A 24,324-nucleotide genomic window follows, 5' to 3' on the forward strand; every position below is an offset into this window, starting at 1 on the left:
TAGTAATAGAATTATGCTTGCATTGCTGGTCGCATTCCCATTTCTTTTAAAAATCTAAAATGTGCAGCAATAGCTTTTCTTGTGGTTTCGTATTCTTTGTATGGTAAATTAAATTCTTTTGCTGTTTCCTTTACGATTTTAGCAATCTTACCATAATGAATATGGCTGATATTAGGAAAAATATGATGCTCTACTTGGTGATTTAAACCACCAGTATACCAGTTTACTAACCAGTTTTTAGCTCCAAAGTTAACAGTAGTTTTAAGCTGGTGAATTGCCCATGTATTCTTCATAGTGCCATCTTTTTCAGGCATTGGCATTTCGGCTTCATCCATAACATGTGCTAACTGAAATACTACGCTAAGTATAAGACCAGCTACATAGTGCATTATAAAGAAGCCAATTAAAACTTCATACCATGCTAAATCTGTTAGTACAATAGGTAAGACAATCCACATAGAAAGATATACCAATTTAGAGATCACCAACTTACTCCAATTTACAATTGGGTTTGGTAATTTTCCATAAGATAATTTACGCTTCATGTAGCGTTTCATTTGTTGGAAATCTGTCGTAATTGCCCAATTGATAGTAAGTAACCCATATAAAAAGATAGAGTAATAATGTTGAAATCTATGGTGTTTGCGCCATTCTGCGTGTTCAGAAAACCTTAGAATTCTTCCAGCTTCTAAATCTTCATCATGCCCATGAATATTGGTGTATGTGTGGTGAAGTACATTGTGCTGTACTTGCCAATTGTAAACATTTCCTGCTAAGATGTAAATACTGCTACCCATTAGGCGATTTACCCATTCTTTGTTAGAAAAAGAACCATGGTTGCCATCATGCATTACGTTCATGCCAACTCCAGCCATACCAACACCCATAACCACAGTGAGTAAGATTTGAGCCCAAGTAGGTATGTCTAGTGTAAGTAATAAAAAATATGGTGTTAGAAAAAGGGAAAACATAACAATGGTTTTTAGCCATAATTTCCAGTTTCCTGTACGTTTAATGTTATTTTCTTTAAAGTAATTGTTAACACGTTTGTTTAGAGTTCTAAAGAACTTTGCCGAGTCAACACGAGAGAATGATAAGGTTTGTTGAGCCATAAATCTATTTTTTATCTATAACGAAAGGAGATTAACTTCATTATAAGTTGCCAAAGATAATTAATAAATAAAATGAAGCCTTATGCTTAGGCGTTAATTTATGCACACTAAAATAGTTATTTTTGCACAAATTGTAATAGATGGATTTAATTCTAAAATATTTTCCTGATTTAACCGAACATCAGATTGAACAATTTGCAGCTCTTGAAGCATTATATAAAGATTGGAATTCAAAAATAAATGTGGTGTCTCGCAAAGATATAGACGAGCTCTATCTTAGACATGTACTACATTCTTTAGGCATTGCTAAGGTGATACAGTTTGTGGATGGTTCCTCGATCTTAGATGTTGGTACTGGAGGTGGTTTTCCTGGTGTGCCTTTGGCTATTATGTTTCCTAATTGTCAATTTCATTTAGTAGATAGTATTAATAAAAAATTGAAAGTTATTAATGCGGTTTGTGAAGCTATTGATTTAACCAATGTTAGAACGACACATAGTAGAGTAGAGGCTATTGACGAAACTTATGATTTTATTGTAAGTAGAGCTGTTACAGCTATGCCAGAGTTTACAAAATGGGTAAAAGGAAAAACTGCGAAAAAGCAGCGAAATGAATTAAAGAATGGAATTTTGTATCTAAAAGGTGGTGATTTAACTGAAGAACTAAAGCAGTATACCACAGTTAAAGCCTATCTATTATCAGATTATTTTGAGGAAGAATTCTTTGAGACTAAAAAAGTGATTCATTTACCACTTAAGCATAACTAAATAAAAAAGCGCTTCTACACGAAGCGCTTTTTTTATGTGTTATAATTAGATTAGTTAGCGACAAACTTAGTTGTGAAGCTAGTATTGTTTTCCGAACTTACATTCAATATGTAAAACCCTGAAGCCAGATTTATAGGAATTGTAGTTCTATTATTCAATAAGATTGAAGTTTTATAAATTACCTTTCCTGAAACATCCATAACTTGTATCGATACATTTGAATTGGTGTTTGTAAGAAGTACAATTTCATCTTTTATAGGATTGCTTTCCAGTTGAAATGTATATGCGTCATTATCTGAAATACTTAAAGGAGGAGTTAAGATTTCAACCAAAGCAAAATTAACATTGTCTTCTGTTAACTGCACATGAGGCTCATTGTCATCTGGTAAAAATGTATTATCAAAAGGTGTGATGTTTGTTGTACCACGACCAGCCAGATTAATATCGTGATGCCAATCTATTTCATCATCTGTAATTTCTAATGCAAGTCCACTTACGGAAGGGATGAAATTGAATTTATCAATTTGTAAAGCATTCACAAAATCACCTGCTGTGCCACCTCCAGAGGCAATATCACCAGTTAAAGCAGCCAGATCAAAAAGTCCACCAGGTGCCGAGTCTACACCATCAGAGTAAGAAAATGATTGGCTACTTGCTTCAGACCCTTCTACTTCAACTCCAAAAAGAGAGATGGAAATATCACTTACTGTAGATGTTACGCCAGCTGCTGGTGTAAAGTTTATTTCGATATCAACAATTGCTGTGAAAATACCTGCAGGAACACTTAAGCTAGTATTAATTACAGAATATCCATTTGTAACTGTAGGTCCGCTATTACCCATTGCAAAATATGAGCTCCCAATGCCACTACCATTTATTATTGCCACATTTCTTGTATTCTCGGGAAATCCTGAAAAATTAAAACTATTGATGTTGCTCTCAAATTGAGTTCTAAAAGGGTGTGGTTGAGGCAAGGTTAGAGCAGGATCAAAGTTTACCGAACTTCCAGATTGAAGGTGTGCTTCAAAATGATCTACTAATAATTGTCTTGCCGCAGGAGATTTTAAAAAAGATTCTATAAGTGGTTGTACTTCAGCAATTGGTTGTGTGCCATTATTAGCAAGAAAATTTAATTGATGTTGTAAACCTATAGGAACATTAGCTCCATGATGAGGAGAATCAAAAGACATATAAAGTCTCGTATCGGCATCTAGCATGTTAGCCTCCATGTAATTTAAGGCGTAGCGTGATATTAATCCACCCATGCTTGGACCTATGATAACGTTTTGCTCAGGGTTACTAGCACTGGCCTTTGAGGTGTTTATAATGTCTAAAAGTTCTACAAGTAGCATGGCATTACGCTCTATAAAATCAGTCCCACCATCTATTGTTGCACCATCAGCAGCTCTTACATAAACAGGAAAGTTTAAGATAATAACATCAAAACCTTCTGCTCTTACTAAGTCTGCTAAGTTTTGTGAACCAGAGCTGCCAGTAAAATCCAATAAACTGTATAGTCCAGGAATATTTCTTGAATCTGTTGGGTCAAAGCCGTCAACTACAATGATAGGTTTGTCTAAAATACCATCATCAGTGTCTAGAAAAATCTGATATTCACCTTCGCCAGGATAATTATTTGCTTCACCATAAGCTGATAAATCTGGTGTTATGCTCGAAGTGAAGGAAGTTTGAGCTATAACTAAAGCGGGAACAATTAAAAAAATTAAAAAGTAAAATTTCTTCATATTGAGGGAGTTTTTGGTTTTAGACTTAAAAGATACAAAGTTTCAAAAGGCAATTGCTAAATTCAATGTTATATTCTATCAAAAGCAAAAAAAATCCTTAAAAGAACAAGGCTCTTAAGGATTTGTAATTCAGTTTGTTATACTGGTTAGCCTAAGAAAGGGTATCTGTAATCTGTTGGAGTTACAAATGTCTCTTTAATTAACCTTGGAGATACCCAACGCAACAAGTTTTGAGCACTACCTGCTTTATCATTTGTTCCAGAAGCTCTGGCACCACCAAATGGCTGTTGACCAACAACAGCACCAGTTGGCTTATCGTTGATGTAGAAGTTGCCAGCCGAATTTTGTAGTGCTGTAGTTGCTTCGTCTATGGCATAACGCTCAGTGGCTAAAATCGCACCAGTTAAAGCATATTCACTTGTCTCGTCAACAAGTTTTAAAGTCTCTGAATAAGCCTCGTCTTCATAAACATATATAGTCATTACTGGACCAAATAACTCTGTACACATCGTTGTGTATTTAGGGTTTGTAGTTACAATCACTGTAGGTTCTATAAAATATCCTTTAGATTTATCGTAATTTCCACCAGCAATAATTTCAGCGTCACTATCAGCTTTCGCTTGATCTATATATTTAGCTAATTTATCAAATGAACCTTCGTGGATTACGGCAGTGATAAAGTTGCTCATATCTTCAGGTGAACCCATTTTGAATGAAGCAAGATCTTCTAAAACATAGTTTTTAACATCTGCCCAAATGCCTTTTGGAATGTATGCTCTAGACGCAGCACTACATTTTTGACCTTGGAATTCAAAAGCACCACGAGAGATGGCAGTTGCTACTTGCTTAGCATTAGCGGATTTATGAGCTACGATGAAATCTTTTCCACCTGTTTCTCCAACAATTCTTGGGTATGTTTTGTAGTTGTGAATGTTTTCACCGATTTGTTTCCACAATTCTTTAAATATAAATGTAGAACCTGTAAAGTGTAAACCAGAAAAATCTGGACTAGCTAAAACAGTATTGGTAATCATTACAGGATCTCCAAATACAACATTGATAACACCATCTGGTACACCTGCTTCTTTAAACACATCCATAATTACTTTAGCAGAGTATACTTGGCTGTCACTTGGTTTCCAAACTACCACATTACCCATTAATGCCATACAAGCAGGTAAGTTACCAGCAATCGCAGTAAAGTTAAAAGGTGTTACAGCATAAGTAAAACCTTCAAGCGGACGGTACTCAACACGGTTCCAGGCATCGCTTGTGCTTTCTGGTTGCTCCATGTAAATGTCAGTCATAAACTGAACATTAAAACGCAAAAAGTCTATAAGCTCACATGCAGAATCAATCTCTGCCTGGTGGATTGTTTTAGACTGTGCAATCATAGTTGCAGCATTAATTTTTGCTCTATATGGACCAGCAATTAATTCTGCAGCTTTCAGAAAAATACCAGCACGTTGTTCCCAAGGTAATTGAGACCAAGTCTTACGAGCTTCTAATGCTGTAGCAATGGCTTCTTCAACGTGCGATTGCTCAGCTAAATGGTACTCACCAACGATGTGTTGATGGTCGTGAGGAGGAGACATTGTTCTGGTATTTCCAGTTTTCACATCCTTTCCATTAATATATAAAGGGACTTCTACTTTGCTGTTAAACATAGCTTTGTAAGTTTCGGCTACAGCTTTACGCTCTGGTGAACCTGGTGCATAAGACTTTACAGGCTCATTAACCGCTACAGGTACATTAAAGAATCCTTTTGACATAATATGATTGTTTTTGTTTGAATTTTTGAAAGTGCAAAGGTACAATTTTTAAAGCAGAAAGTTAGTTTCAAACGTTATAGTTCTGTGAAAGCTGCATCCATATTTTTTTGTAAGTTGCCGTCAAAATTTTCTACAAAGACCTATGTTGAAAAATGATGCCTTTATTTTAACCCTTGCTTATCCTGAAACTATTGTGTCTCATGCAGACGAATGGTATTCTAAATATTTAAAATACCTTTCAATCGGCAGTAAAAATCATGTGAGAGCTGGACATGCAGCCATGGTTTTAATTCATAAGGAAACAGGTGTTTTAGAATATCATGATTTTGGAAGGTATATTACCTCAGAACCCAATGGACGAGTAAGAGGACGAGAGACGGACTTTGAATTGCACTTTCCTGTTAAAGCAAAAATAGAAGGCAATACGATTAAAAACTTAGATGAAATTCTTGAGTTTTTAGCTGTCAACCCAAAATTAACTCATGGTGATGGTCATTTGTATGCCTCGGTTTGTAATGCTGTGAATTATGAGTCAGCTCGTAACCATATTGATGCCATGCAAGCTAAGGGTTTTATTAGATATGCAGCATTTATAAAGGACGCTTGTAATTGTGCTAGGTTTGTGACCGACGCTTTAATTGCAGGTATTTTAGATGTGAAAATTAAGAGACAACTACTGCGATCTAAATGGTTTACACCAAGTACCATTGGTAATGTCGTTATTGCAGATACAGAAGATTTGGTCTATTTAGTAAATGAAAAAGGCAATATCGGTGAATTTAAATCTACCGTCAGCAGAGAAAATAGACGATTGTTTTTAGATAGACTTAAAGGCTATGACCCAAGTTTGATTGGAACGCTAAAACCGAAACACAATGAAGTTAAGGAAGAACATGCGCAATGGCTGAGTGGTATTGCTGCAGGTGCCTGGTTTGAATTACACGATTTAGGACACGATTCTGAGTTTCGTTTTAGAAGAATTTCACCTTATGGGAATATGGACTGTGATGGTATTTACAAAGTGAATGATGATAGCTTTGATATTTCTAAGGACTATCAGTTTATTCATTATTCAAATTGTTTGTTTTTTAATATAAAACAAGAAGGTAAAGTGTATAAGTTTGAATTAATCAAAGACTATCATAGCTAAACTTCTTTTAAATAAAGATGATTGGTATATAGCTGCGATTAAATTTTTTCACATCATAAAGAATGGCTTTAGATTGAACCCAACCAAAGTCTTCACTTTGTAATCCTTGAATGTCGTCATTCATAAGAATGCCTGCCTCAAAAACTACTAAATCGTTTTTCTTTAAGAGTATTTTGCTAGTAACGGTTGCCATATCTCCATTAGAACATTTAAAGTTCCAGTTATTCTTCATGCTCTTTAATACTGAGATGTCTGAAGTCATTAAATAATTAACTTTTGTGATATCCTTTGGTAACTTTTTAATATCATGTATGTCAAAAACTAAATGTACTTCCCATTTGTCATCACTTTCAAAGTCGAATTTTTCAAAAGGATTGATAGAATTGTTTGAACATTTAATTTGATGAATATTTGCTTTAGAATTTAGGTCTATTATTAGGGAATAACCAGTAATAGAAGTAAATCCAAATAAAATGACAATTAGCCCTAAAGTTATAAAAAGGGCTTTTTTTAAATTCATAATTTAGTTCAAACTATTAATTAAGTGCAAAAGGAGCACTCAATTTAAAAGAAGGGATATATACTTTAAACTTACTGGCTTTTGTAAAGTTTACCATATTATAATGGCCTTGCATAGCGCCAAAAGGAGAGGTTAGCAAGCAACCAGAATTATAAGTGTGTTTCTCACCTGGTTTAAGTACAGGTTTTTTTCCAATAACACCTTCACCTTCAATAATCTCTTCGTTATTTAGAGCGTCAAGGATTTTCCAATGGCGAGAATGTAACTGAACAGAATCTTTACTTTGGTTTTCAATAGTTACCTTATAACCAAAAGCAAAATGCACTTTATAATTTTTATAAAAAGTGCCTTCAAAATTGGTTTCGACTGAAATTTTAATGCCGCTTGTAACTTGTTGTACCATAGATTTTTTGAGCGTTGTACTTGCTAAAATAAGATAAAATTTTAATCAAGTCGTAAATTTTAAGTTAAGTCGTAGGTATTTTTAACATTTTTTCGTCTACATAGGCCTCCAAAGTTCTAAAAAAGGCTAAAATGTCTGCTTTTTCCAAAATACTATTTATGGTTACCATGCGTACAAATTGTTCGTTTTTATAAGAACCAAAACCTACCATGAGTTGAGCATCTTCGTATAGCGCAGTACATAATTCTTTTGGATCTATATCTTTATAGTTAAAGCAAACTGAAATAGAATCATCAAAGCTGTAAAGTTTATAATCATTATTTTGTTTGATGTAATCTCTCGCGACTTCAGCCATTTCAAATTGCTTGTCAACAATTTTCTCTAATCCTGTGGTGCCAACGGATTTCCATAGTGTCCATATTTTAAGGGCATCATTACGTCGGCCACATTGCATAGAAGTTTTGCCTAGGTTAAAGTCATCTCCATCGGTTTGATATAAATAATCGGCTTCGTTAGAAAATGAATGGTGCAGCTGTTCAGGATGTTTTGTAACAATAATAGAGCAACTTAAAGGTGTGCCAAGCATTTTATGTGCGTTAACACTAAACGAATCGGAATGTTCAAGACCATTTACTAAATGCTTGTACTTTTTGCTGAAGATAACACTACCACAATATGCGCCATCAACATGAAGCCAAAGGTTGTATTTTTTGCATATAGGGCTTAATGTTGAAATATCATCAAAAGCGCCCAACACAGTTGTACCTGCAGTAGCATTTACAAAGAATGGTATGTGGTTGTTTTTTAGGTCCTCCTTAATCAAAGTTTCTAAATGACTGGCGAGCATCTCGCCTTTGTGGTTGGTATTAACAAGACGTACCTGCTCGCGTCCAATTCCAGTTAAGGCTGCATTTTTTGCTATGGAATAATGGGATTCAGCAGAGGTATATACAATCATTTTTGAGGTAAGACCTTTAGCTCTAATGGATTCATTCTTAGCATCTCTAGCCATAATGAGTGCCATCATATTACTCATGGAGCCACCTGGTGCAAAAGTGCCATCGCTGTTTTCTGGATATCCTGCTAGTTTAGAGATGTTTTTCAGAACTTGTTTTTCTATGCCAACTTGCGGTCCTGCTACCTTGTAAGTATACATGCTGTTGTTGAGCATTACGGCTAATAAATCACCTAAAGTTGCTTTGCCGATTCTTCCTCCAAAGAGTTGATTAAAAAAGGATTTTGAAGCTGTTTTTGGTGTGCTTTTTATAATGCTTTTTAGGTTGTCAATCAAAGCCTTATCAACTATACCTTCATCATCTAATGATAAGTCTAATGCATCATATAAATTAGACGTAGGAATTTGTTTAGCTACAGGTTGTTTATATTCTTCAGCCAATAACTGTTCAGCGAGTTCTATAAAAATATTGAGGTCTTTTTGCATTAGATTGATTTCAAAATTTTGCTTAGGCTAAATTTATTCCTATTTTTCGGTATTAAAGAATTATTTCTCTAAATATTGAATACTCAGGAACATATTCATGTACTTATCGATGTATTGTCGCATTCTTCTAAAGAAGATTACACAGACATTCTATTAAATTTCAATTTTCAGGATATAGACTTTTCTGAAATAGAAAATTGGAAAACCCGTAGTTATACAAGAAACTGTTTTTATAAGGATGAAAATTTTGAGCTGATTTTAATTTGTTGGGATAAAGGACAAAAAACGGCTATTCATAATCATGACGGAGAGGATTGTTGGGTTTATTTATTAAAAGGCGAGTTAGAGGAGGATTTTTACGAGTTGGATGATTCTGGTCAATTAGAATATAAATCATCTCAGATTCTACGACCAAATGAAATCACTAAATCTGAAGGACATGATGGATTTCATAGATTAAGAAATAGTTCTAAAAATAGAGCGTTAAGTCTTCATGTGTACGCGAAGCCAATAGCGCAAAGTCTTACTTTTGATGATGCTTTAGGAAAGTTGGTTGATAAAAAGTTAAGATACGATACGTTTAAGAGTGTCTTACCTTCTCAAGTTATTAATTAGAGATATCAACAGAAGTAGCTTCTCCATAACCAATAAGCCTGTCATATCTCGCTCCTAAATCTCTGTAATACACCAAAGTCTTGTAGTTGTTTTCTGTTTGCCAATAATCGCCACTAATGGCACCTTCGTCAAGTTCACCTGTTTCGCTATCTACAACAACATATTTATAATTATAAAATCCTTGTTTTAACCTAAAGCTTGTTTCGTACGCACCTTTTTCAGAATTATATTCCATTCTGGTTAGTGGCTCAATGGCAAATGCATTAAAATTACCGTAGACATGAATGTCCTTTCCGATTAATTCATCTTGGACTAATGAAAAATGTACCATAGTGTAGTCTGCTTCAATGTCAACCTCTGTTCGGTCTAATGCTGTTACCTGAAAATTACCATTTAAATCTGGGTTGTAGGTGTATGGTCTTCCTGCTCTGGGTGCATTTGGGTATAAGTAGCTTTGGTAAATATCTTTTAAGTCAATAAACTGAACACCAACGTTAGAAATTCTTACGTCTTTATTTTCAAACCATAAAAACTCATTACCTCCCCAAAAAGCAGACTCAGTGTCGTAACGATATATCAGCTCGTTACCAAGTGTGTATTGTGGTTTTAAATCTGAAATAGAAGTGTTGAGGTTGTTGTTTTGAATGATTACAGTTTTAATAGTCTCAAGAGGATTGTTAAAATTGATGCTGCTAGTAGAAATCGTTAAATCAACTGATTGTTTTTCTTCAATAACTTTTACATCTCTAGAGCGTTTTACTCTTACGCCAACATTAACCAAGTCTTCGTATATCATGAATTTTCTGCTGAACATTAATTCATCATATTCATCATATATAGAGATCATGTAGTTGCCACTCTTTAATAATGCTCTAGTTTGAATATTAGGTATTTGTAATTTATAGTGCGAATACACTTGGTAAGTATTAAAAGAGTTATAATATTCTAAAATACGTTGGTTGTCTAAACCTCTCATGTATTCTGCCTTAGCAAGAACTGAAGGTGTCCAATCAAAGTTAAAATGTTCAATCACATAATAAAAGTCTTCTTCATTGGCATTAAGTGCATCAAATTCTAAAACTAAGGGTTCGCCTAATTTTAAAACCGGTAACTGACCTTGTGTGGTGTTACTTTTAAAAGATATTGTCTTAATAAAATCCGGAGGACTAACTTCTTCAGCTTGCGCAAATAGAACTGTTGGGATGCTAAGTAAACATAAAATGTAGAAAAGTTGTTTTGTATTCATGTGGTAAATGTGCAATGGCATAAAGATAATCAAAATCTGTGCCTCAATGCATAAGAGTTATTTATAATGATTATAAATAAAAATGTTGATGTTAAATTGAAAATAAATTCCCCTTTAATTCTTAAATTTGCACGGATTTTTAGATAACTAATCTTTAACTATATGTCAAAAGACATCAGAATTAAAAAAGGTTTAGATATAAAACTAGTTGGCGAAGCCGAGAAAACTACCGAAAATGCTATCATTAGCAATTTCTATTATATCAGACCAGAAGATTTCCACAGTATTATCCCAAAACTTGTTGCTAAAGAAGGTACACGTGTAAAAGCAGGTGAAACTTTGTTTTACAACAAAGATGTGGAGGATATGAAGTTTGTTTCACCTGTTTCTGGCGAAATAACTGAAGTACAGCGTGGTCCAAGACGTCGTATAGACGCAATAAAAATTACTGCAGACAAAGAACAAGTCTATGTAGACCATGGTGAGTTTGATATGTCAGCTGATGCAGATAAACTAAAAGCACATTTACTAGCTTCAGGATGTTGGGCTTTTATAAAGCAACGTCCATACGATGTAGTTGCAAATGTTAATAGCAAGCCAAAAGGAATTTTCATTTCAGGTTATGCCAGTGCGCCTTTAGCTGCGGATTTAGATTATACCTTAGCAGGCAAAGAAGCAGAATTACAAGCTGCTGTTACTGCACTTTCTAAACTTACTGATGGTAGCGTTCATGTTGCTGTAGGAAGTTCTAATTCTCCATTAGCAGGTTTAAATAATGTAACTACTCATAAAGTTTCTGGTCCACATCCTTCAGGTAATGTTGGTACTTTAATTAATAAAGTAGACCCAATAAACAAAGGTGAAGTTGTTTGGACAGTCAACGCACAAGATTTAGTAATTATCGGTGAATTATTATTAACAGGAAAGTTTAATGCAGAGCGTATTGTCGCTCTTGCAGGTTCTTCTGTTAAAAAGCCAAGATATTTTAGAACAAAAATTGGTTCTGAAGTGGCAACTATGGTTTATGATAATGGCGTAGATAAAGATGGTAACGACAGAATCATTTCAGGTAATGTATTATCAGGAAAAAAAGTCGCTCCAGACGGTGCTTTAGATTATTATAGTAATGTGCTTACGGTAATACCTGAAGGTGATGACTATGAATTCTTCGGTTGGAATAAGCCAGTATTCAATAAGATTTCAACGTCTAGAGCGTTGACATTTTCTTGGTTAAACCCAAAGAAAAAGTATGATCTTAACACCAATACAAATGGTGAGCATCGCGCATTTGTGGTAACAGGAAGTTACGAAGAGGTATTTCCTTTAGATATCTATCCAATGCAAATTTTAAAGGCATGTATGTATAAGGATTTAGATGAAATGGAAGCTCTTGGTATGTATGAGGTTGCTCCAGAGGATTTTGCACTAACAGAATTCATTTGTGTGTCTAAACAACCACATCAGAAGATAATAAGAGAAGGATTAGACTTAATGCTTAAAGAGATAGGATAATGGGTTTAAAACAAAATTTACACAATTTTAAAGAAAAGAATAAGGATAAAAAGTGGCTTCCTGGATTTAATGCCCTTTTTACCTTCTTATATATGCCAAATGAAACCACGCACAATGGTACTCATATAAAAGCGGCAGACGATCTTAAGCGTACTATGAATACTGTAATCATGGCTTTAGTGCCATGTTTAATATTTGGTATGTTTAATGCTGGTTACCAACACTATCTAGCACAAGGATTAATAGAATCAGCAGATGGATTTTTAGGTGCATCTTTCTGGACTTGGGATAACTTTATTATTGGTCTATGGAAAGTGTTACCACTAGTAATAGTATCTTATGGTGTTGGTTTGGCTGTTGAATTTATCTTCGCTATCATCAAAGGTCACGAAGTAGAAGAAGGTTACTTAGTAACAGGTATGTTAGTGCCATTAATTGTTCCTGTTGATATTCCACTATGGATGTTAGCTGTAGCAGTTGTTTTTGGTGTAGTAATAGGTAAGGAAGTGTTTGGAGGTACAGGTATGAATATCCTTAATCCAGCATTAACAATACGTGCCTTTTTATTCTTTGCATATCCAACATGGATGTCTGGTGATAAAGTTTGGGTACATGGTGCTGTAGAAAGAGACCAAGCTATTGCAGCAGGTCAAAATTTAGATGCAATTTCAGGTGAAACCTTACTAGGTGCATATGCTCAAAATAGTTCTTTAGCAGGTATTGATTACTGGGATATGTTTTGGGGATTAATACCAGGCTCGGTTGGTGAAACTTCAAAGTTTTTAATCATCATAGGTGCTTTGTTCTTAATCTTCACTAAGATAGGAAGTTGGAGAATTATGTTGAGTACAGTTATTGGTGCTTTAGTAATGGGCTTAATTTTCAACGGTGTTGTAGATGCTGGTTGGATAGGTGAGTCTAGTAAATTTTACGGTTTAATGAGCGTACCGTTCTGGCAACATCTAATTATTGGTAGTATTTTATTTGGTGCAGTATATATGGCGACAGATCCTGTAACTGCAGCACAAACCAATAAAGGAAAATGGATTTACGGGTTCTTAATCGGTTTCATTTCTATAATGATACGTGTATTCAACCCAGCATATCCAGAAGGTGTGTTCTTAGCAATTTTATTAATGAATGTATTTGCACCGACAATTGACCACTACGTGGTACAAGGAAATGTTAAGAGAAGAATGAAACGTGTTAAAGTTAAAACAGCATAATCATGGCAGTTAATACAGAAAAAAATTCATACACAGTATTCTTTGCTATCGGAATGGTAGTAATAGTTGGTGCATTGTTAGCATATTTAGCATCTACTTTAAGACCTGCTATTGCAGAAAATGAACGTTTAGAAAAGCAACAGAATATTCTTTATGCCATGGGTGTAAATAATAATGAAGGTTCTAGTGCAGTATTTGTTTCAACAGATGTTGCGCCAGAAGAATTCAAAAAGAACATTACAGAACAACTTGTCTTAACTGTTGATGCTAACGGAAAGTTAGTAAAGACACAATCAAGAGAAGAGTATGTAAATGAGTTTCAAAAGGAACCTTATCTTATCGATATTAAAAAACAAAAATCTAATGCTAAAGCAGGTGAGCCAAGACAATTACCACTTTTTGTAGGTAATAAAGATGGTAAAAAAGTTTATGTGGCACCTATTTACGGTAAAGGATTATGGGATGCGATTTGGGGTTATGTAGCAATGGATGAAAACATGGTTGTGCAAGGTGCTTACTTTGACCACAAAGGAGAAACACCTGGACTTGGTGCTAACATAAAACAACGTTTCTTTATGGACGATTTTTATGGTGAGCACCTGCTTTCAGAAGCTGGAGTATTTAAAGGAATAACTGTAGCAAAAGGAAATGCAGATCCAAAAAACGAAGATAAAACAGACAATGAGGTAGATGCCATTGCAGGTGCAACAATTACTGGTGATGGTGTAACAGCAATGATTAAGAGTGATCTTAAATTATACGTGCCTTACTTTAAATCTTTAAAAAAGTAATAAACATGGGAAAAGACAGTAGATTAATATTAGACCCATTAGCAGATAATAACCCAATTACTATTCAGGTATTAGGTATTTGTTCTGCACTTGCAATTACTGCAGAGTTAGAAGCATCAATTGTGATGTCTATCTCAGTATTATTCGTATTAGGTGTTGGTAACGTAGTTATCTCTTTAATGCGAAATATAATTCCTTCAAAAATTAGAATTATTGTACAGCTAATCGTTGTTGCTACACTTGTAATTATAGTAGACTTGGTTTTAAAAGCCTTTGCTTATGAGTTAAGTAAAACACTCTCGGTCTTTGTAGGATTAATTATTACCAACTGTATTATTATGGGACGTTTTGAGGCATTTGCTTTAGGTAATGGGCCATGGAGATCTTTTTTAGATGGTATAGGAAACGCATTGGGTTACGGAATCATCTTAATAATAGTTGGGTTCTTTAGAGAACTACTAGGGTCAGGTACCTTATTAGGTTTCCCTGTATTAGGAGACCCAATTGAAAAAACTGGATTATATGCTTTAGGGTATGAGAATAACGGATTTATGTTATTGTCACCAATGGCACTAATTGTAGTTGGAATTATTATTTGGGTACAACGTACAAGAAACAAAGCATTAATAGAAGATTAAATGTAGTAATGAGATTCTAGTAACGAGAATTTAGATGTCTCAATACTAATACTCAAAACTCGATACTAAAAAGAATATGGAACATATAGAATTATTTTTCAAATCAATTTTTATAGATAATATGGTATTTGCCACTTTCTTAGGAATGTGTTCATACCTAGCAGTATCTAAAAAAGTATCAACAGCTGTTGGTCTTGGTGCTGCTGTAATATTCGTATTAGCGATTACAGTACCTTTAAACTGGTTATTAGATCAGTATATTTTACAACCAGGCGCCTTGTCTTGGTTAGGTGATGAGTATGCAAGCTATGATTTAAGTTTCTTATCGTTCATTATGTTTATCGCTACCATTGCAACTATGGTGCAGTTGGTAGAGATTATAGTAGAGAAATTTTCACCTTCCTTATATAACTCATTAGGTATATTTTTACCATTAATTGCTGTAAACTGTGCAATTTTAGGAGGATCTTTATTTATGCAGTCTCGTGAAATAGCAACATTAGGCTTAGCACTTAATTACGGAATAGGTTCTGGTATTGGTTGGTTCTTAGCAATCTTAGCCATTGCAGCTATACGTGAAAAGATTAGATACAGTAATGTGCCACCAGCGTTAAGAGGTTTAGGTATTACATTTATTATTACTGGTCTAATGGCAATTGGATTTATGAGCTTTGGTGGAATGTTGACAGGAGGTGATGACGAAGGTAAAACTGAGGACAAATCTGCTGTAATCGAGGTAATCGAAGAAGATGTTAAACAACAAGATGCTAAAACTGAGTCTGACTTAGAATTGGCAGAAAATATAAACAAGTAATTGATGAGCATGATGATATTAGCCGCAAGTACAATCGGAACTGTAGTAGCAACTGTTGGAGCCTTTTTATTGGTTACATTATTATTAGTAGCGTTGTTATTATTTGTAAAACAAAAATTATCACCATCTGGTCCTGTAAAGATTAAAATAAATGGTGAAAAAGAAATAGAAGTAGCTTCAGGAGGAACTTTACTGTCTACATTAGGTAATAATAAAATTTTCTTACCATCTGCTTGTGGTGGTGGTGGAACTTGTATTCAGTGCGAGTGCCACGTTTTAGAAGGTGGTGGTGAAGCGTTACCAACAGAAACACCACATTTTTCTAGAAAAGAATTACAGCATGGAGCTCGTTTAGCATGTCAGGTTAAAGTAAAGCAAGACATGGAAATTACTATTCCTGAAGAAGTATTTGGGATTAAAAAATGGGAAGCAACAGTTGTTCGTAACTATAACGTTGCATCCTTTATTAAGGAATTTGTTGTTGAGATTCCTGAAGATATGAACTACAAGGCTGGTGGTTATATTCAGATTGAAATACCACCATGTGAAGTTAAATATTCAGACATAGATATTACAGCTCACCCAGAAGAACACGAAACTCCAGATAAGTTTCAGGCTGAGTGGGATAAATTTGGTCTTTGGCCGTTAGTAATGAAAAATACAGAAACTGTAGAGCGTGCATATTCTATGGCTTCTTACCCAGCAGAAGGAAGAGAGATTATGCTCAACGTACGTATTGCAACTCCACCATGGGATCGTGCTAAGAACCAATGGATGAATGTAAATCCTGGTGTAGCATCATCATACATTTTTGCTCAGAAACCTGGAGATAAAGTAGTGATTTCTGGTCCTTATGGTGAATTCTTTATCAACGAATCAGAGAGCGAAATGCTTTACGTTGGTGGTGGTGCAGGTATGGCTCCAATGCGATCTCACCTATACCACTTATTTAAAACCTTAAAAACTGGTCGTAAAGTAACGTATTGGTATGGCGGTCGTTCTAAGAGAGAGTTGTTTTATTTAGAACATTTTAGAGCATTAGAGAAAGACTTCCCTAACTTTAAATTCTATTTAGCGCTTTCTGAACCGTTAGAAGAAGATAACTGGAAAGTTAAAAAAGATATCAATGACGAAGAAGGTGATGGTTTTGTTGGATTTATTCATAATTGTGTAATAGATAATTACCTTAACCATCATGATGCACCAGAAGACATAGAATTGTACTTCTGTGGTCCACCATTAATGAACCAAGCTGTTCAGAAAATGGGTGAAGATTTTGGTATTCCAGATGAACATATCAGATTCGATGACTTTGGTGGATAAACACTAAAATATTAAATAGATAAAATCCTATTCATTATTATTTTGAGTAGGATTTTTTAATTCTATTGTTTCTCAAATACGTAGAATACTAAGATTATTGTAACACTTCTTTAATAATTTACTTCGTATCTTTGCTATCTAGAAGAAGAAAATGAATGGAAACAAAAGTAGCTTCAAATATATTACCAGAACGCAAACCAAAATGGTTAAGAGTTAAATTACCAACAGGTAAAAAATATACAGAACTAAGAAGTTTAGTAGATAAGTACAAATTAAATACTATTTGTACATCTGGGAGTTGTCCAAACATGGGAGAATGTTGGGGAGAGGGTACGGCGACTTTCATGATATTAGGTAATGTCTGTACACGTTCTTGCGGTTTTTGTGGTGTTAAGACAGGAAGACCAGAAACTGTTGATTGGGATGAGCCAGAAAAGGTAGCGCGTTCTATAAAACTGATGCAAATAAAGCATGCTGTTTTAACAAGTGTTGACAGAGACGATCTTAAAGATATGGGAAGCATTATGTGGGCGGAAACAGTAAAAGCTGTTAGGCGAATGAATCCTGAAACTACTCTAGAAACATTAATTCCAGATTTTCAAGGTATAGAGAGACATATCGATAGAATTGTCGAAGTAGCTCCAGAAGTTGTGTCTCATAATATTGAAACAGTACGTCGTCTAACAAGAGAAGTACGTATACAGGCAAAATATGATCGTAGTATGGGTGTTTTAAAATATCTAAAACAACAAGGACAACGTAGAACTAAGTCTGGAATAATGCTGGGCTTAGGAGAAACAAGAGAAGAAGTTATTGAAACACTTCACGACCTCAGAGAAAACGATGTTGATGTTGTTACTATTGGTCAGTATCTTCAGCCAACTAAAAAGCATCTGCCTGTACAACGTTTTATAAATCCAGATGAATTTGATGAGTATAAAGCAGTAGGTTTAGAACTTGGGTTTAGACATGTTGAAAGTAGTGCGTTAGTAAGATCTTCCTACAAGGCTCAGAAACATATCAATTAATGATTAGGGTTGCTATAAATGGATTCGGTAGAATAGGCCGACGAGTGTATAGATTAGCGCTAAATAATCCTAAAATTGAAATTATTGCTATAAATGATTTAGCAGATGCCAAAACGTTGAGTCACCTTCTTAAGTATGATAGTATACATGGTGTGCTTCATAATGATGTTTCTTTTGATACCAATAATATCATTGTAGAAGGGGTTTCAATTCCCTTATTCAATGAAAAGCATCCAAAATTAATCAATTGGAAAACAGTTCAGCCAGATATAGTTATTGAATCTACTGGTAAATTCAAAACTCAATCAGAACTTCAATATCATATTACTAATGGAGCAAAGCAGGTTATACTATCTGTGCCACCAGTAGATGACGATATCAAAACTATCGTACTTGGTGTTAATGATGATAGTATTGATGGTTCAGAGCTAATAATATCCAATGCGTCTTGTACTACTAATAATGCTGCACCAATGATAGCTTTAATAAGGGAGCATTTTGGTATTAAACAAGCTTACATTACAACTGTTCACTCATATACTACCGATCAAAGTCTACATGATCAACCACATAGAGACTTAAGACGTGCAAGAGCAGCAGGCCAATCTATTGTGCCAACAACTACAGGTGCTGCAAAGGCACTAACTAAAATTTTTCCTGATTTGTCTAATGTTATTGGTGGTTGCGGTATAAGAGTTCCTGTTGCCAACGGATCATTAACCGATATAACTATAAACGTAGAAAGCGATACTACTATAGAAGAAGTAAATTCTATATTTAAGAAAGCTTCAAAAGGGCCTTTGAAGAATATTTTAGAATATACAGAAGATCCAATAGTTTCTATAGATATTGTAGGCAATTCACATTCTTGCATCTTCGATTCTCAGATGACTTCAGTTATTGGAAACATGGTGAAAATAGTGGGCTGGTACGATAATGAAACAGGGTACAGTTCAAGAATTTTAGATTTAATTTGCAATTTATCGGATAAAAAAGCACTTTTGTCGAATAAATAATTATATTTGTTCTATTAAATAGAGCTGAAATGTCCCGAATCAAATATCACATATTTGTTTTTTTAGCATGTTTTTCTAGTCTGATTTTCGCGCAACAAGCTGTTGTGGAAGATCCAGATATGCTATCTATACGCTTACAAGAACGTATTAATCAAGCAAAATTAGAAAGCGATAGAGGTGATTATTACAATGCTTTAAATAATCTTGATAAAGCTTTAGAGATAGCGAAAACCATTGACGATAAAATAAGTCAAGGAACAACTCTTACCAAAATAGCTAAAGTGCGTTACCTAGTAGGTGAAACCGACAAAGCTAATGTAGCGTTAGGAAAAGCAATACAATTGCAACGCGAAAATAACGACGATGGAAATCTTGCGGTTAGTTATAATATTCAAGGAGTAGTCCATAGTACTAACGAGAAGTATGAACTTGCCTTAGATTATTACAAATCAGCTCGAAACTTATTTGAGCAAGAAGATTTAGAGGAATATATATCAGAAGTAACGTTGAATGAGGCAAAAGCCTTCATAGCATTAGGTAGATACGAAGAAGCTAAAACACAGCTCGATAAAACGATTATTATTTCTAAGAAATATGAACAAAGACGAGTTTTAAGTAGTGCTTTAATTCAATCTGGAAAAGTGTCAAGTGCACTAGATAATACTGATTTAGCTTTATCTCAGGTAGAGGAAGGACTCTCAATTGCAAAAGCTTATAATGTCGTAGAAAATACAAATGAAGCTTATTTAACTTTAAGTGATATACATAAAAAAAGAGGTGACTATAAAAGTTCATTAGAAAATATTACCCAGCATATACGTCTTTCGGATTCTATATTAGATGTTAAACGCGAAAATTTGGCTCCAGGAATTTCCAGTCAATTCATCAATAAGTATAAGGATGCTCAAAATGAGCAGCTTTTGCAACAAATAGATGAAGTAAGCGCAGAGAGCAATTTTACAAGAATAACAACAATCTTAAGTATTGCTTTAATTACAATTCTTTCACTTTTAACCTTGTCCTTGTATAAAAACAATAATATTAGGTTGAAGACTAACAATATGCTTCACAAAAAAAATGATGAACTTATTGTTGCTAAAGAAAAAGCTGAGCTAGCCTCAAAAACAAAAGCTAACTTTTTATCTACCGTAACACATGAGTTGAGAACACCTCTTTATGCTGTTACAGGGTTGACCAATATGTTGTTGGATGAAAATCCGAAAGAGCATCAAATACCACATTTAAAATCATTAAAATTTTCAGGAGATTACCTATTGACGTTTATTAATGATATTCTTCAAATAAATAAAATTGAAGCAAATAAAGTTGAGTTAGACCCTGAGATTTTCAACCTTAAAAATAAAATAGAAAATGTAATGTCTGCCTTAGATAATTCAGCTAAGGATAATGGCACTAAATTACATTTCAACTATGAAGATGGTTTGCCAGAAACTTACAATGGTGACCAGCTAAAGATTTCCCAAATCTTAATTAACCTACTTGGAAATGCCATTAAATTCACAAAAGATGGAGACATCTGGGTAAGGGCGTACAAAATTGATCAAAAGGACAATAAGTACACCTTACGTTTTGAAATTGAAGATAATGGTATTGGTATTACAAAAGAAAAACAAGACCAGATGTTTGAGAGCTTCTCCCAAGGCTCCGTGCAGATTAACCGTAAGTATGGCGGTACAGGTCTTGGTTTATCTATTGTAAAAGGACTTATCAAAATTCTTAAAGGAAAAATTTATTTGAAGAGTGAACTTGGAAAAGGCACAACATTCTTCTTTGAGATTCCTCTAGAGAAGGCTGAGACAGTTAATACACCAACGGTAGAAGAAACTAAACAATCAAATAAGATGGAAGATTTGGATCTAAGCGAAGTGAAGATTTTAATTGTCGAGGACAATAAAATCAACCAGATGATTACCAAAAAGATTCTCAACAAAATGGGGCTTTATTGTGATGTGGTAGATAATGGTGAAGCTGCCGTAGAACAAGTTAAATCAACAGATTATAATGTTGTTTTAATGGATATTCATATGCCAGGTATTAGTGGTTTAGAAGCTACTAAGATTATTAGAACTTTTAATAAAGACTTGGTGATTTTTGCACTTACAGCTGTAACGTTAGAAGATAAGATGCACGAGTTTGGTGAAGCCGGATTTAATGATATCATCTCTAAGCCATTCAAGCAAGAAGATTTTGAAGGTAAGTTATACGATGTGCTTTCAGGTAAAGAAGTAGTATCTAGTTTCTTTTAACCTACAAAAGATTTAATTGCACTATCAAAAACATCTTTTTTATCCAAAGTTATTTCAATCGGAAGATAGAATAATTTAGATTCTAAACTTTCATTATCCGCTAATCGTACAAAATCTTTTTCCGTTGTAATAATCAGTTCCTTTTTTGCCAACTCTTCAATATCATTTATTCGGAAGCTATAATGATCAGGAAATTCCAAATGATCAAAATTTAACTTCTTAGATTTTAAAAAGTCAACCAAAGGTTTTGCATTAGCAATACCAGTTACAAGTGTAAATTTAGGTAAAGATTGTAATGCCATTTCAGAATGTGTAGAAACAACTTTTTCAGCATAGCTTATAGAACTAAATACTAATTGTTGATGTGGTTTAATCTTTAACCCATTAGATATTTTGTTTTTTTCACTCTCAGAAATAGCTTCAGGACATTTTGTTACAACAATAATATCAGCTCTTTTGGCACCAGATCTAGGTTCTCGTAAGTTACCAGTAGGCAAAACAATATCATTGCTATAGAGATTGTAATATGCAGTGAGCAAAATATTAAAGCCAGCTTTAACTTTTCTATGTTGGTAGGCGTCGTCTAGTAAAATAACTTCAGGTTTATCCTCTAACTCTAGCAATTGCGCAATACCATTTTGGCGATTACCATCAACAGCAACCTTTATATCCTTAAATTTTCTGAAGAATTGAAAAGGTTCATCACCAATGGTATCTGCAGTAGCGCTTTGGTCTGCTAACTCATAACCTTCAGTTATACGTTTGTAGCCTCTGCTAAGTGTTGCGATAGATTTTTCATCTTTTAGTAATCGAATCAAATATTCTATCATTGGTGTTTTTCCTGTGCCACCAGTACTAAGATTTCCAACACAAATAATTGGAATGTCATACGATTTTGAAGACTTAATACCTTTATCGTATAACCAATTTCTTAACCAGGTTACTAAGTAGTAAATTGGCACAACAGGAAACAATATGATGCGTAGAAATTTCACAAGCACTAAATTATATTATTTTTGAAACAAATATACGCTTATGCTAGTACAAGACGTAATAAATCATTTACACGAGTTGGCACCTTTAAACTATGCCGAAGATTTTGATAATGTAGGCCTTTTGGTAGGTGATAAAACTCAAACAGTTACAGGTGTTTTGGTAACCTTAGATACGCTTGAAGCTGTTGTAGATGAAGCCATAGAAAACAACTGTAATCTTATTGTAAGTTTTCATCCTATCATTTTTAAAGGCTTAAAAAAGTTAACGGGAAAAACCTATGTAGAGCGTGTTGTTATAAAAGCAATTCAGCATAATATTGCAATTTTTTCAATACATACAGCTTTAGATAATGCATTTCAAGGTGTTAATTCTATAATCTGTAATCAGTTGCAATTACAAAATAAAAAGATTTTAATGCCACAGTCTGGCACACTCAAAAAGTTACAAACCTATGTGCCAAACGAAAATGCTGAAGCATTAAGAACAGCATTATTTGATGCTGGTGCTGGTAACATAGGTAATTATGATTCTTGTAGTTTTAATCTTGAAGGCAAAGGAACTTATAGAGGAAATGAAGAGTCGAATCCAACTCTAGGAAAACAAGGTGAGTTGCATACCGAAAATGAAACATTAATTTCAGTTGTGTTTGCAAAGCATCTAGAATCTAAAGTTTTAAAAGCCCTTTTTAATGCGCATCCTTATGAAGAAGTGGCTTACGAAATCACAACTTTAGATAATACTAATCAATATATTGGTATGGGAATGATAGGTGAGTTGGCACAAGAGATGGAAGAGTTAGACTGCTTAAAATACGTAAAGCAAAAAATGAACACTGAATGTGTTAGACATTCAAAACTTCTCAAAAAGCCAATAAAAAAGATTGCTGTTTTAGGTGGTTCTGGAAGTTTTGCTATTGGAGCTGCTAAAGCATCTGGTGCAGACTTATTAGTAACAGCAGATCTTAAGTATCATGACTTTTTTAGTGCAGAAAACAGTATTTTATTAGCAGATATTGGTCATTATGAGAGCGAACAGTTCACAAAATCATTTTTAGTAGACTATCTCTCGAAAAAAATTACTAATTTTGCAGTCGTTTTATCAAAGACAAATACAAATCCGGTAAAGTATTTATAATTATGGCGAAAAAAGCTGAAGCTACTGTAGAAGAGCGTTTAAGAGCGCTTTATGATTTACAGTTAATTGACTCTAGAGTAGACGAAATAAGAAATGTTAGAGGTGAACTTCCTTTAGAAGTAAGAGATTTAGAAGATGAGGTTGAAGGGTTAAATACCAGACTAGAGAAATTAAATGATAGCCTTGCTGTTATTGATGATGAGATTAAAGGAAAGAAAAATTTAATCGAAGAAGCTAAAGCTTTAATCAAAAAATATAGCGAGCAACAAAATAATGTTAGAAATAACAGAGAATACAATTCATTAACAAAAGAGATTGAATTTCAAGAATTAGAAATTCAATTGGCTGAAAAGCATATCAAAGAATTTAAGGCTCAAATAGAGCAGAAAAAAGAAGTTATTTCTGAAACTAAAGACCGTTTAAAAGATCGTAAAGAGCACCTTAAGCACAAAAAAGGTGAATTAAATGAAATTTTAAAGGAAACTGAGAAAGAAGAAGAAGCACTTTTAGGAAAATCTGAAGAGTTTCAAAAGAAAATAGATGAGCGTTTAGTAAAAGCCTATCTAAGAATTAGAAATAATGTAAAGAATGGTTTAGCTGTTGTGCCAATAGAGCGTGGTGCATCTGGTGGTTCTTTCTTTACTATTCCGCCACAAGTACAAGTAGAAATTGCTTCTCGAAAAAAGGTAATCACTGATGAGCACAGTGGTCGTATTTTGGTAGATGCTGCTTTGGCAGAAGAAGAAAAAGAAAAAATGGATAAGTTATTTGCTAAACTAGCAAAGTAATTACCATTAAACAATAATAA

General features: G+C 34.1%; 22 protein-coding genes. 14 read left to right on the forward strand and 8 right to left on the reverse strand.

Annotated features, from left to right (window positions below; translation table 11 throughout):
- Positions 1 to 11 precede the first annotated feature (11 nt).
- The gene (locus tag ACXAFS_RS04660) at positions 12 to 1,112 is read right to left on the reverse strand and encodes a fatty acid desaturase family protein (RefSeq protein WP_475305608.1); all 1,101 of its coding nucleotides are present in this window, start codon (positions 1,110 to 1,112) and stop codon (positions 12 to 14) included.
- 140 nt (positions 1,113 to 1,252) lie between these two features.
- Between ACXAFS_RS04660 and rsmG the strand changes: the two genes are divergently transcribed.
- On the forward strand, positions 1,253 to 1,879 hold the full coding sequence (rsmG, locus tag ACXAFS_RS04665) for a 16S rRNA (guanine(527)-N(7))-methyltransferase RsmG (RefSeq protein WP_475305609.1): 627 nt from the start codon (positions 1,253 to 1,255) through the stop codon (positions 1,877 to 1,879).
- 50 nt (positions 1,880 to 1,929) lie between these two features.
- Here rsmG and ACXAFS_RS04670 read toward each other — a convergent pair whose 3' ends face one another.
- The gene (locus ACXAFS_RS04670; RefSeq protein WP_475305610.1) at positions 1,930 to 3,624 is read right to left on the reverse strand and encodes a T9SS type A sorting domain-containing protein; all 1,695 of its coding nucleotides are present in this window, start codon (positions 3,622 to 3,624) and stop codon (positions 1,930 to 1,932) included.
- Positions 3,625 to 3,770: 146 nt separating this feature from the next.
- Entirely contained in the window at positions 3,771 to 5,396 is a 1,626-nt protein-coding gene (gene pruA / locus ACXAFS_RS04675; protein WP_475305611.1) for an L-glutamate gamma-semialdehyde dehydrogenase, read from the reverse strand.
- A 142-nt stretch (positions 5,397 to 5,538) separates the two neighbouring features.
- Between pruA and ACXAFS_RS04680 the strand changes: the two genes are divergently transcribed.
- Complete coding sequence (locus ACXAFS_RS04680; RefSeq protein ID WP_475305613.1) at positions 5,539 to 6,546, forward strand: DUF6695 family protein; 1,008 nt, start codon at positions 5,539 to 5,541, stop codon at positions 6,544 to 6,546.
- A gap of 7 nt (positions 6,547 to 6,553) precedes the next feature.
- Here ACXAFS_RS04680 and ACXAFS_RS04685 read toward each other — a convergent pair whose 3' ends face one another.
- The 3 genes from ACXAFS_RS04685 to ACXAFS_RS04695 form a co-directional block, all read right to left on the reverse strand.
- Positions 6,554 to 7,066, reverse strand: a complete 513-nt coding sequence (locus tag ACXAFS_RS04685; protein ID WP_475305614.1) for a hypothetical protein — start codon at positions 7,064 to 7,066, stop codon at positions 6,554 to 6,556.
- 16 nt (positions 7,067 to 7,082) lie between these two features.
- Positions 7,083 to 7,469: a Co2+/Mg2+ efflux protein ApaG gene (gene apaG / locus ACXAFS_RS04690; RefSeq protein ID WP_076617735.1), complete on the reverse strand. Its 387-nt coding sequence runs from the start codon at positions 7,467 to 7,469 to the stop codon at positions 7,083 to 7,085.
- A gap of 64 nt (positions 7,470 to 7,533) precedes the next feature.
- Positions 7,534 to 8,910 (reverse strand): pyridoxal phosphate-dependent decarboxylase family protein, encoded by a 1,377-nt coding sequence (locus tag ACXAFS_RS04695; RefSeq protein ID WP_475305615.1) that lies wholly within the window; start codon positions 8,908 to 8,910, stop codon positions 7,534 to 7,536.
- A 75-nt stretch (positions 8,911 to 8,985) separates the two neighbouring features.
- Between ACXAFS_RS04695 and ACXAFS_RS04700 the strand changes: the two genes are divergently transcribed.
- Positions 8,986 to 9,525 carry a cysteine dioxygenase gene (locus tag ACXAFS_RS04700; RefSeq protein WP_475305617.1) on the forward strand — a complete coding sequence of 180 codons (540 nt, stop codon included), beginning with the start codon at positions 8,986 to 8,988 and terminating at the stop codon, positions 9,523 to 9,525.
- Here the strand turns inward: ACXAFS_RS04700 and ACXAFS_RS04705 are convergent.
- Entirely contained in the window at positions 9,518 to 10,771 is a 1,254-nt protein-coding gene (locus ACXAFS_RS04705; protein WP_475305618.1) for a type IX secretion system plug protein, read from the reverse strand. The genes ACXAFS_RS04700 and ACXAFS_RS04705 overlap by 8 nt on opposite strands.
- A gap of 162 nt (positions 10,772 to 10,933) precedes the next feature.
- Here ACXAFS_RS04705 and ACXAFS_RS04710 point away from each other — a divergent pair, with 162 nt between their 5' ends.
- The 9 genes from ACXAFS_RS04710 to ACXAFS_RS04750 all read left to right on the forward strand — a co-directional run bounded on the left by ACXAFS_RS04710 (position 10,934) and on the right by ACXAFS_RS04750 (position 21,386).
- Positions 10,934 to 12,283: a Na(+)-translocating NADH-quinone reductase subunit A gene (locus tag ACXAFS_RS04710; protein WP_475305619.1), complete on the forward strand. Its 1,350-nt coding sequence runs from the start codon at positions 10,934 to 10,936 to the stop codon at positions 12,281 to 12,283.
- Positions 12,283 to 13,509: an NADH:ubiquinone reductase (Na(+)-transporting) subunit B gene (locus ACXAFS_RS04715; RefSeq protein ID WP_475305620.1), complete on the forward strand. Its 1,227-nt coding sequence runs from the start codon at positions 12,283 to 12,285 to the stop codon at positions 13,507 to 13,509. Before ACXAFS_RS04710 ends, ACXAFS_RS04715 begins: the two co-directional genes overlap by 1 nt.
- 2 nt (positions 13,510 to 13,511) lie before the next feature.
- Entirely contained in the window at positions 13,512 to 14,300 is a 789-nt protein-coding gene (locus tag ACXAFS_RS04720) for a Na(+)-translocating NADH-quinone reductase subunit C (RefSeq protein WP_475305621.1), read from the forward strand.
- Between the two features lie 5 nt (positions 14,301 to 14,305).
- On the forward strand, positions 14,306 to 14,938 hold the full coding sequence (locus tag ACXAFS_RS04725; protein ID WP_475305622.1) for an NADH:ubiquinone reductase (Na(+)-transporting) subunit D: 633 nt from the start codon (positions 14,306 to 14,308) through the stop codon (positions 14,936 to 14,938).
- A 76-nt stretch (positions 14,939 to 15,014) separates the two neighbouring features.
- Positions 15,015 to 15,752: an NADH:ubiquinone reductase (Na(+)-transporting) subunit E gene (gene nqrE / locus ACXAFS_RS04730; RefSeq protein WP_475305623.1), complete on the forward strand. Its 738-nt coding sequence runs from the start codon at positions 15,015 to 15,017 to the stop codon at positions 15,750 to 15,752.
- Positions 15,753 to 15,764: 12 nt separating this feature from the next.
- On the forward strand, positions 15,765 to 17,075 hold the full coding sequence (gene nqrF / locus ACXAFS_RS04735) for an NADH:ubiquinone reductase (Na(+)-transporting) subunit F (protein ID WP_475305915.1): 1,311 nt from the start codon (positions 15,765 to 15,767) through the stop codon (positions 17,073 to 17,075).
- Positions 17,076 to 17,230: 155 nt separating this feature from the next.
- Entirely contained in the window at positions 17,231 to 18,103 is an 873-nt protein-coding gene (gene lipA / locus ACXAFS_RS04740; RefSeq protein ID WP_475305624.1) for a lipoyl synthase, read from the forward strand.
- Complete coding sequence (gene gap / locus ACXAFS_RS04745; protein WP_475305625.1) at positions 18,103 to 19,119, forward strand: type I glyceraldehyde-3-phosphate dehydrogenase; 1,017 nt, start codon at positions 18,103 to 18,105, stop codon at positions 19,117 to 19,119. The genes lipA and gap overlap by 1 nt, the downstream gene beginning before the upstream one ends.
- Before the next feature lie 29 nt (positions 19,120 to 19,148).
- The gene (locus ACXAFS_RS04750) at positions 19,149 to 21,386 is read left to right on the forward strand and encodes a tetratricopeptide repeat-containing hybrid sensor histidine kinase/response regulator (protein ID WP_475305626.1); all 2,238 of its coding nucleotides are present in this window, start codon (positions 19,149 to 19,151) and stop codon (positions 21,384 to 21,386) included.
- Here the strand turns inward: ACXAFS_RS04750 and lpxK are convergent.
- Positions 21,383 to 22,381, reverse strand: coding sequence for a tetraacyldisaccharide 4'-kinase (gene lpxK / locus ACXAFS_RS04755; RefSeq protein WP_475305628.1), 999 nt, complete (start codon positions 22,379 to 22,381; stop codon positions 21,383 to 21,385). The genes ACXAFS_RS04750 and lpxK overlap by 4 nt on opposite strands.
- A 40-nt stretch (positions 22,382 to 22,421) precedes the next feature.
- Between lpxK and ACXAFS_RS04760 the strand changes: the two genes are divergently transcribed.
- Both ACXAFS_RS04760 and ACXAFS_RS04765 read left to right on the forward strand, forming a co-directional pair.
- The gene (locus ACXAFS_RS04760; RefSeq protein WP_475305629.1) at positions 22,422 to 23,516 is read left to right on the forward strand and encodes a Nif3-like dinuclear metal center hexameric protein; all 1,095 of its coding nucleotides are present in this window, start codon (positions 22,422 to 22,424) and stop codon (positions 23,514 to 23,516) included.
- Positions 23,517 to 23,518: 2 nt separating this feature from the next.
- Positions 23,519 to 24,304 carry a zinc ribbon domain-containing protein gene (locus ACXAFS_RS04765; RefSeq protein ID WP_475305630.1) on the forward strand — a complete coding sequence of 262 codons (786 nt, stop codon included), beginning with the start codon at positions 23,519 to 23,521 and terminating at the stop codon, positions 24,302 to 24,304.
- Positions 24,305 to 24,324: the final 20 nt, after the last annotated feature.

The sequence above is a fragment of the Winogradskyella sp. ABM4_392 genome (assembly GCF_056160445.1).

What these genes read in the sequence shown, in the direction of transcription:
- ACXAFS_RS04660 (WP_475305608.1), bottom strand. Translation starts at nt 1,112, where the DNA reads ATGGCTCAACAAACCTTATCATTCTCTCGTGTTGACTCGGCAAAGTTC.
- rsmG (WP_475305609.1), top strand. Translation starts at nt 1,253, where the DNA reads ATGGATTTAATTCTAAAATATTTTCCTGATTTAACCGAACATCAGATT.
- ACXAFS_RS04670 (WP_475305610.1), bottom strand. Translation starts at nt 3,624, where the DNA reads ATGAAGAAATTTTACTTTTTAATTTTTTTAATTGTTCCCGCTTTAGTT.
- pruA (WP_475305611.1), bottom strand. Translation starts at nt 5,396, where the DNA reads ATGTCAAAAGGATTCTTTAATGTACCTGTAGCGGTTAATGAGCCTGTA.
- ACXAFS_RS04680 (WP_475305613.1), top strand. Translation starts at nt 5,539, where the DNA reads ATGTTGAAAAATGATGCCTTTATTTTAACCCTTGCTTATCCTGAAACT.
- ACXAFS_RS04685 (WP_475305614.1), bottom strand. Translation starts at nt 7,066, where the DNA reads ATGAATTTAAAAAAAGCCCTTTTTATAACTTTAGGGCTAATTGTCATT.
- apaG (WP_076617735.1), bottom strand. Translation starts at nt 7,469, where the DNA reads ATGGTACAACAAGTTACAAGCGGCATTAAAATTTCAGTCGAAACCAAT.
- ACXAFS_RS04695 (WP_475305615.1), bottom strand. Translation starts at nt 8,910, where the DNA reads ATGCAAAAAGACCTCAATATTTTTATAGAACTCGCTGAACAGTTATTG.
- ACXAFS_RS04705 (WP_475305618.1), bottom strand. Translation starts at nt 10,771, where the DNA reads ATGAATACAAAACAACTTTTCTACATTTTATGTTTACTTAGCATCCCA.
- ACXAFS_RS04710 (WP_475305619.1), top strand. Translation starts at nt 10,934, where the DNA reads ATGTCAAAAGACATCAGAATTAAAAAAGGTTTAGATATAAAACTAGTT.
- ACXAFS_RS04715 (WP_475305620.1), top strand. Translation starts at nt 12,283, where the DNA reads ATGGGTTTAAAACAAAATTTACACAATTTTAAAGAAAAGAATAAGGAT.
- ACXAFS_RS04720 (WP_475305621.1), top strand. Translation starts at nt 13,512, where the DNA reads ATGGCAGTTAATACAGAAAAAAATTCATACACAGTATTCTTTGCTATC.
- ACXAFS_RS04725 (WP_475305622.1), top strand. Translation starts at nt 14,306, where the DNA reads ATGGGAAAAGACAGTAGATTAATATTAGACCCATTAGCAGATAATAAC.
- nqrE (WP_475305623.1), top strand. Translation starts at nt 15,015, where the DNA reads ATGGAACATATAGAATTATTTTTCAAATCAATTTTTATAGATAATATG.
- nqrF (WP_475305915.1), top strand. Translation starts at nt 15,765, where the DNA reads ATGATATTAGCCGCAAGTACAATCGGAACTGTAGTAGCAACTGTTGGA.
- lipA (WP_475305624.1), top strand. Translation starts at nt 17,231, where the DNA reads ATGGAAACAAAAGTAGCTTCAAATATATTACCAGAACGCAAACCAAAA.
- gap (WP_475305625.1), top strand. Translation starts at nt 18,103, where the DNA reads ATGATTAGGGTTGCTATAAATGGATTCGGTAGAATAGGCCGACGAGTG.
- ACXAFS_RS04750 (WP_475305626.1), top strand. Translation starts at nt 19,149, where the DNA reads ATGTCCCGAATCAAATATCACATATTTGTTTTTTTAGCATGTTTTTCT.
- ACXAFS_RS04760 (WP_475305629.1), top strand. Translation starts at nt 22,422, where the DNA reads ATGCTAGTACAAGACGTAATAAATCATTTACACGAGTTGGCACCTTTA.
- ACXAFS_RS04765 (WP_475305630.1), top strand. Translation starts at nt 23,519, where the DNA reads ATGGCGAAAAAAGCTGAAGCTACTGTAGAAGAGCGTTTAAGAGCGCTT.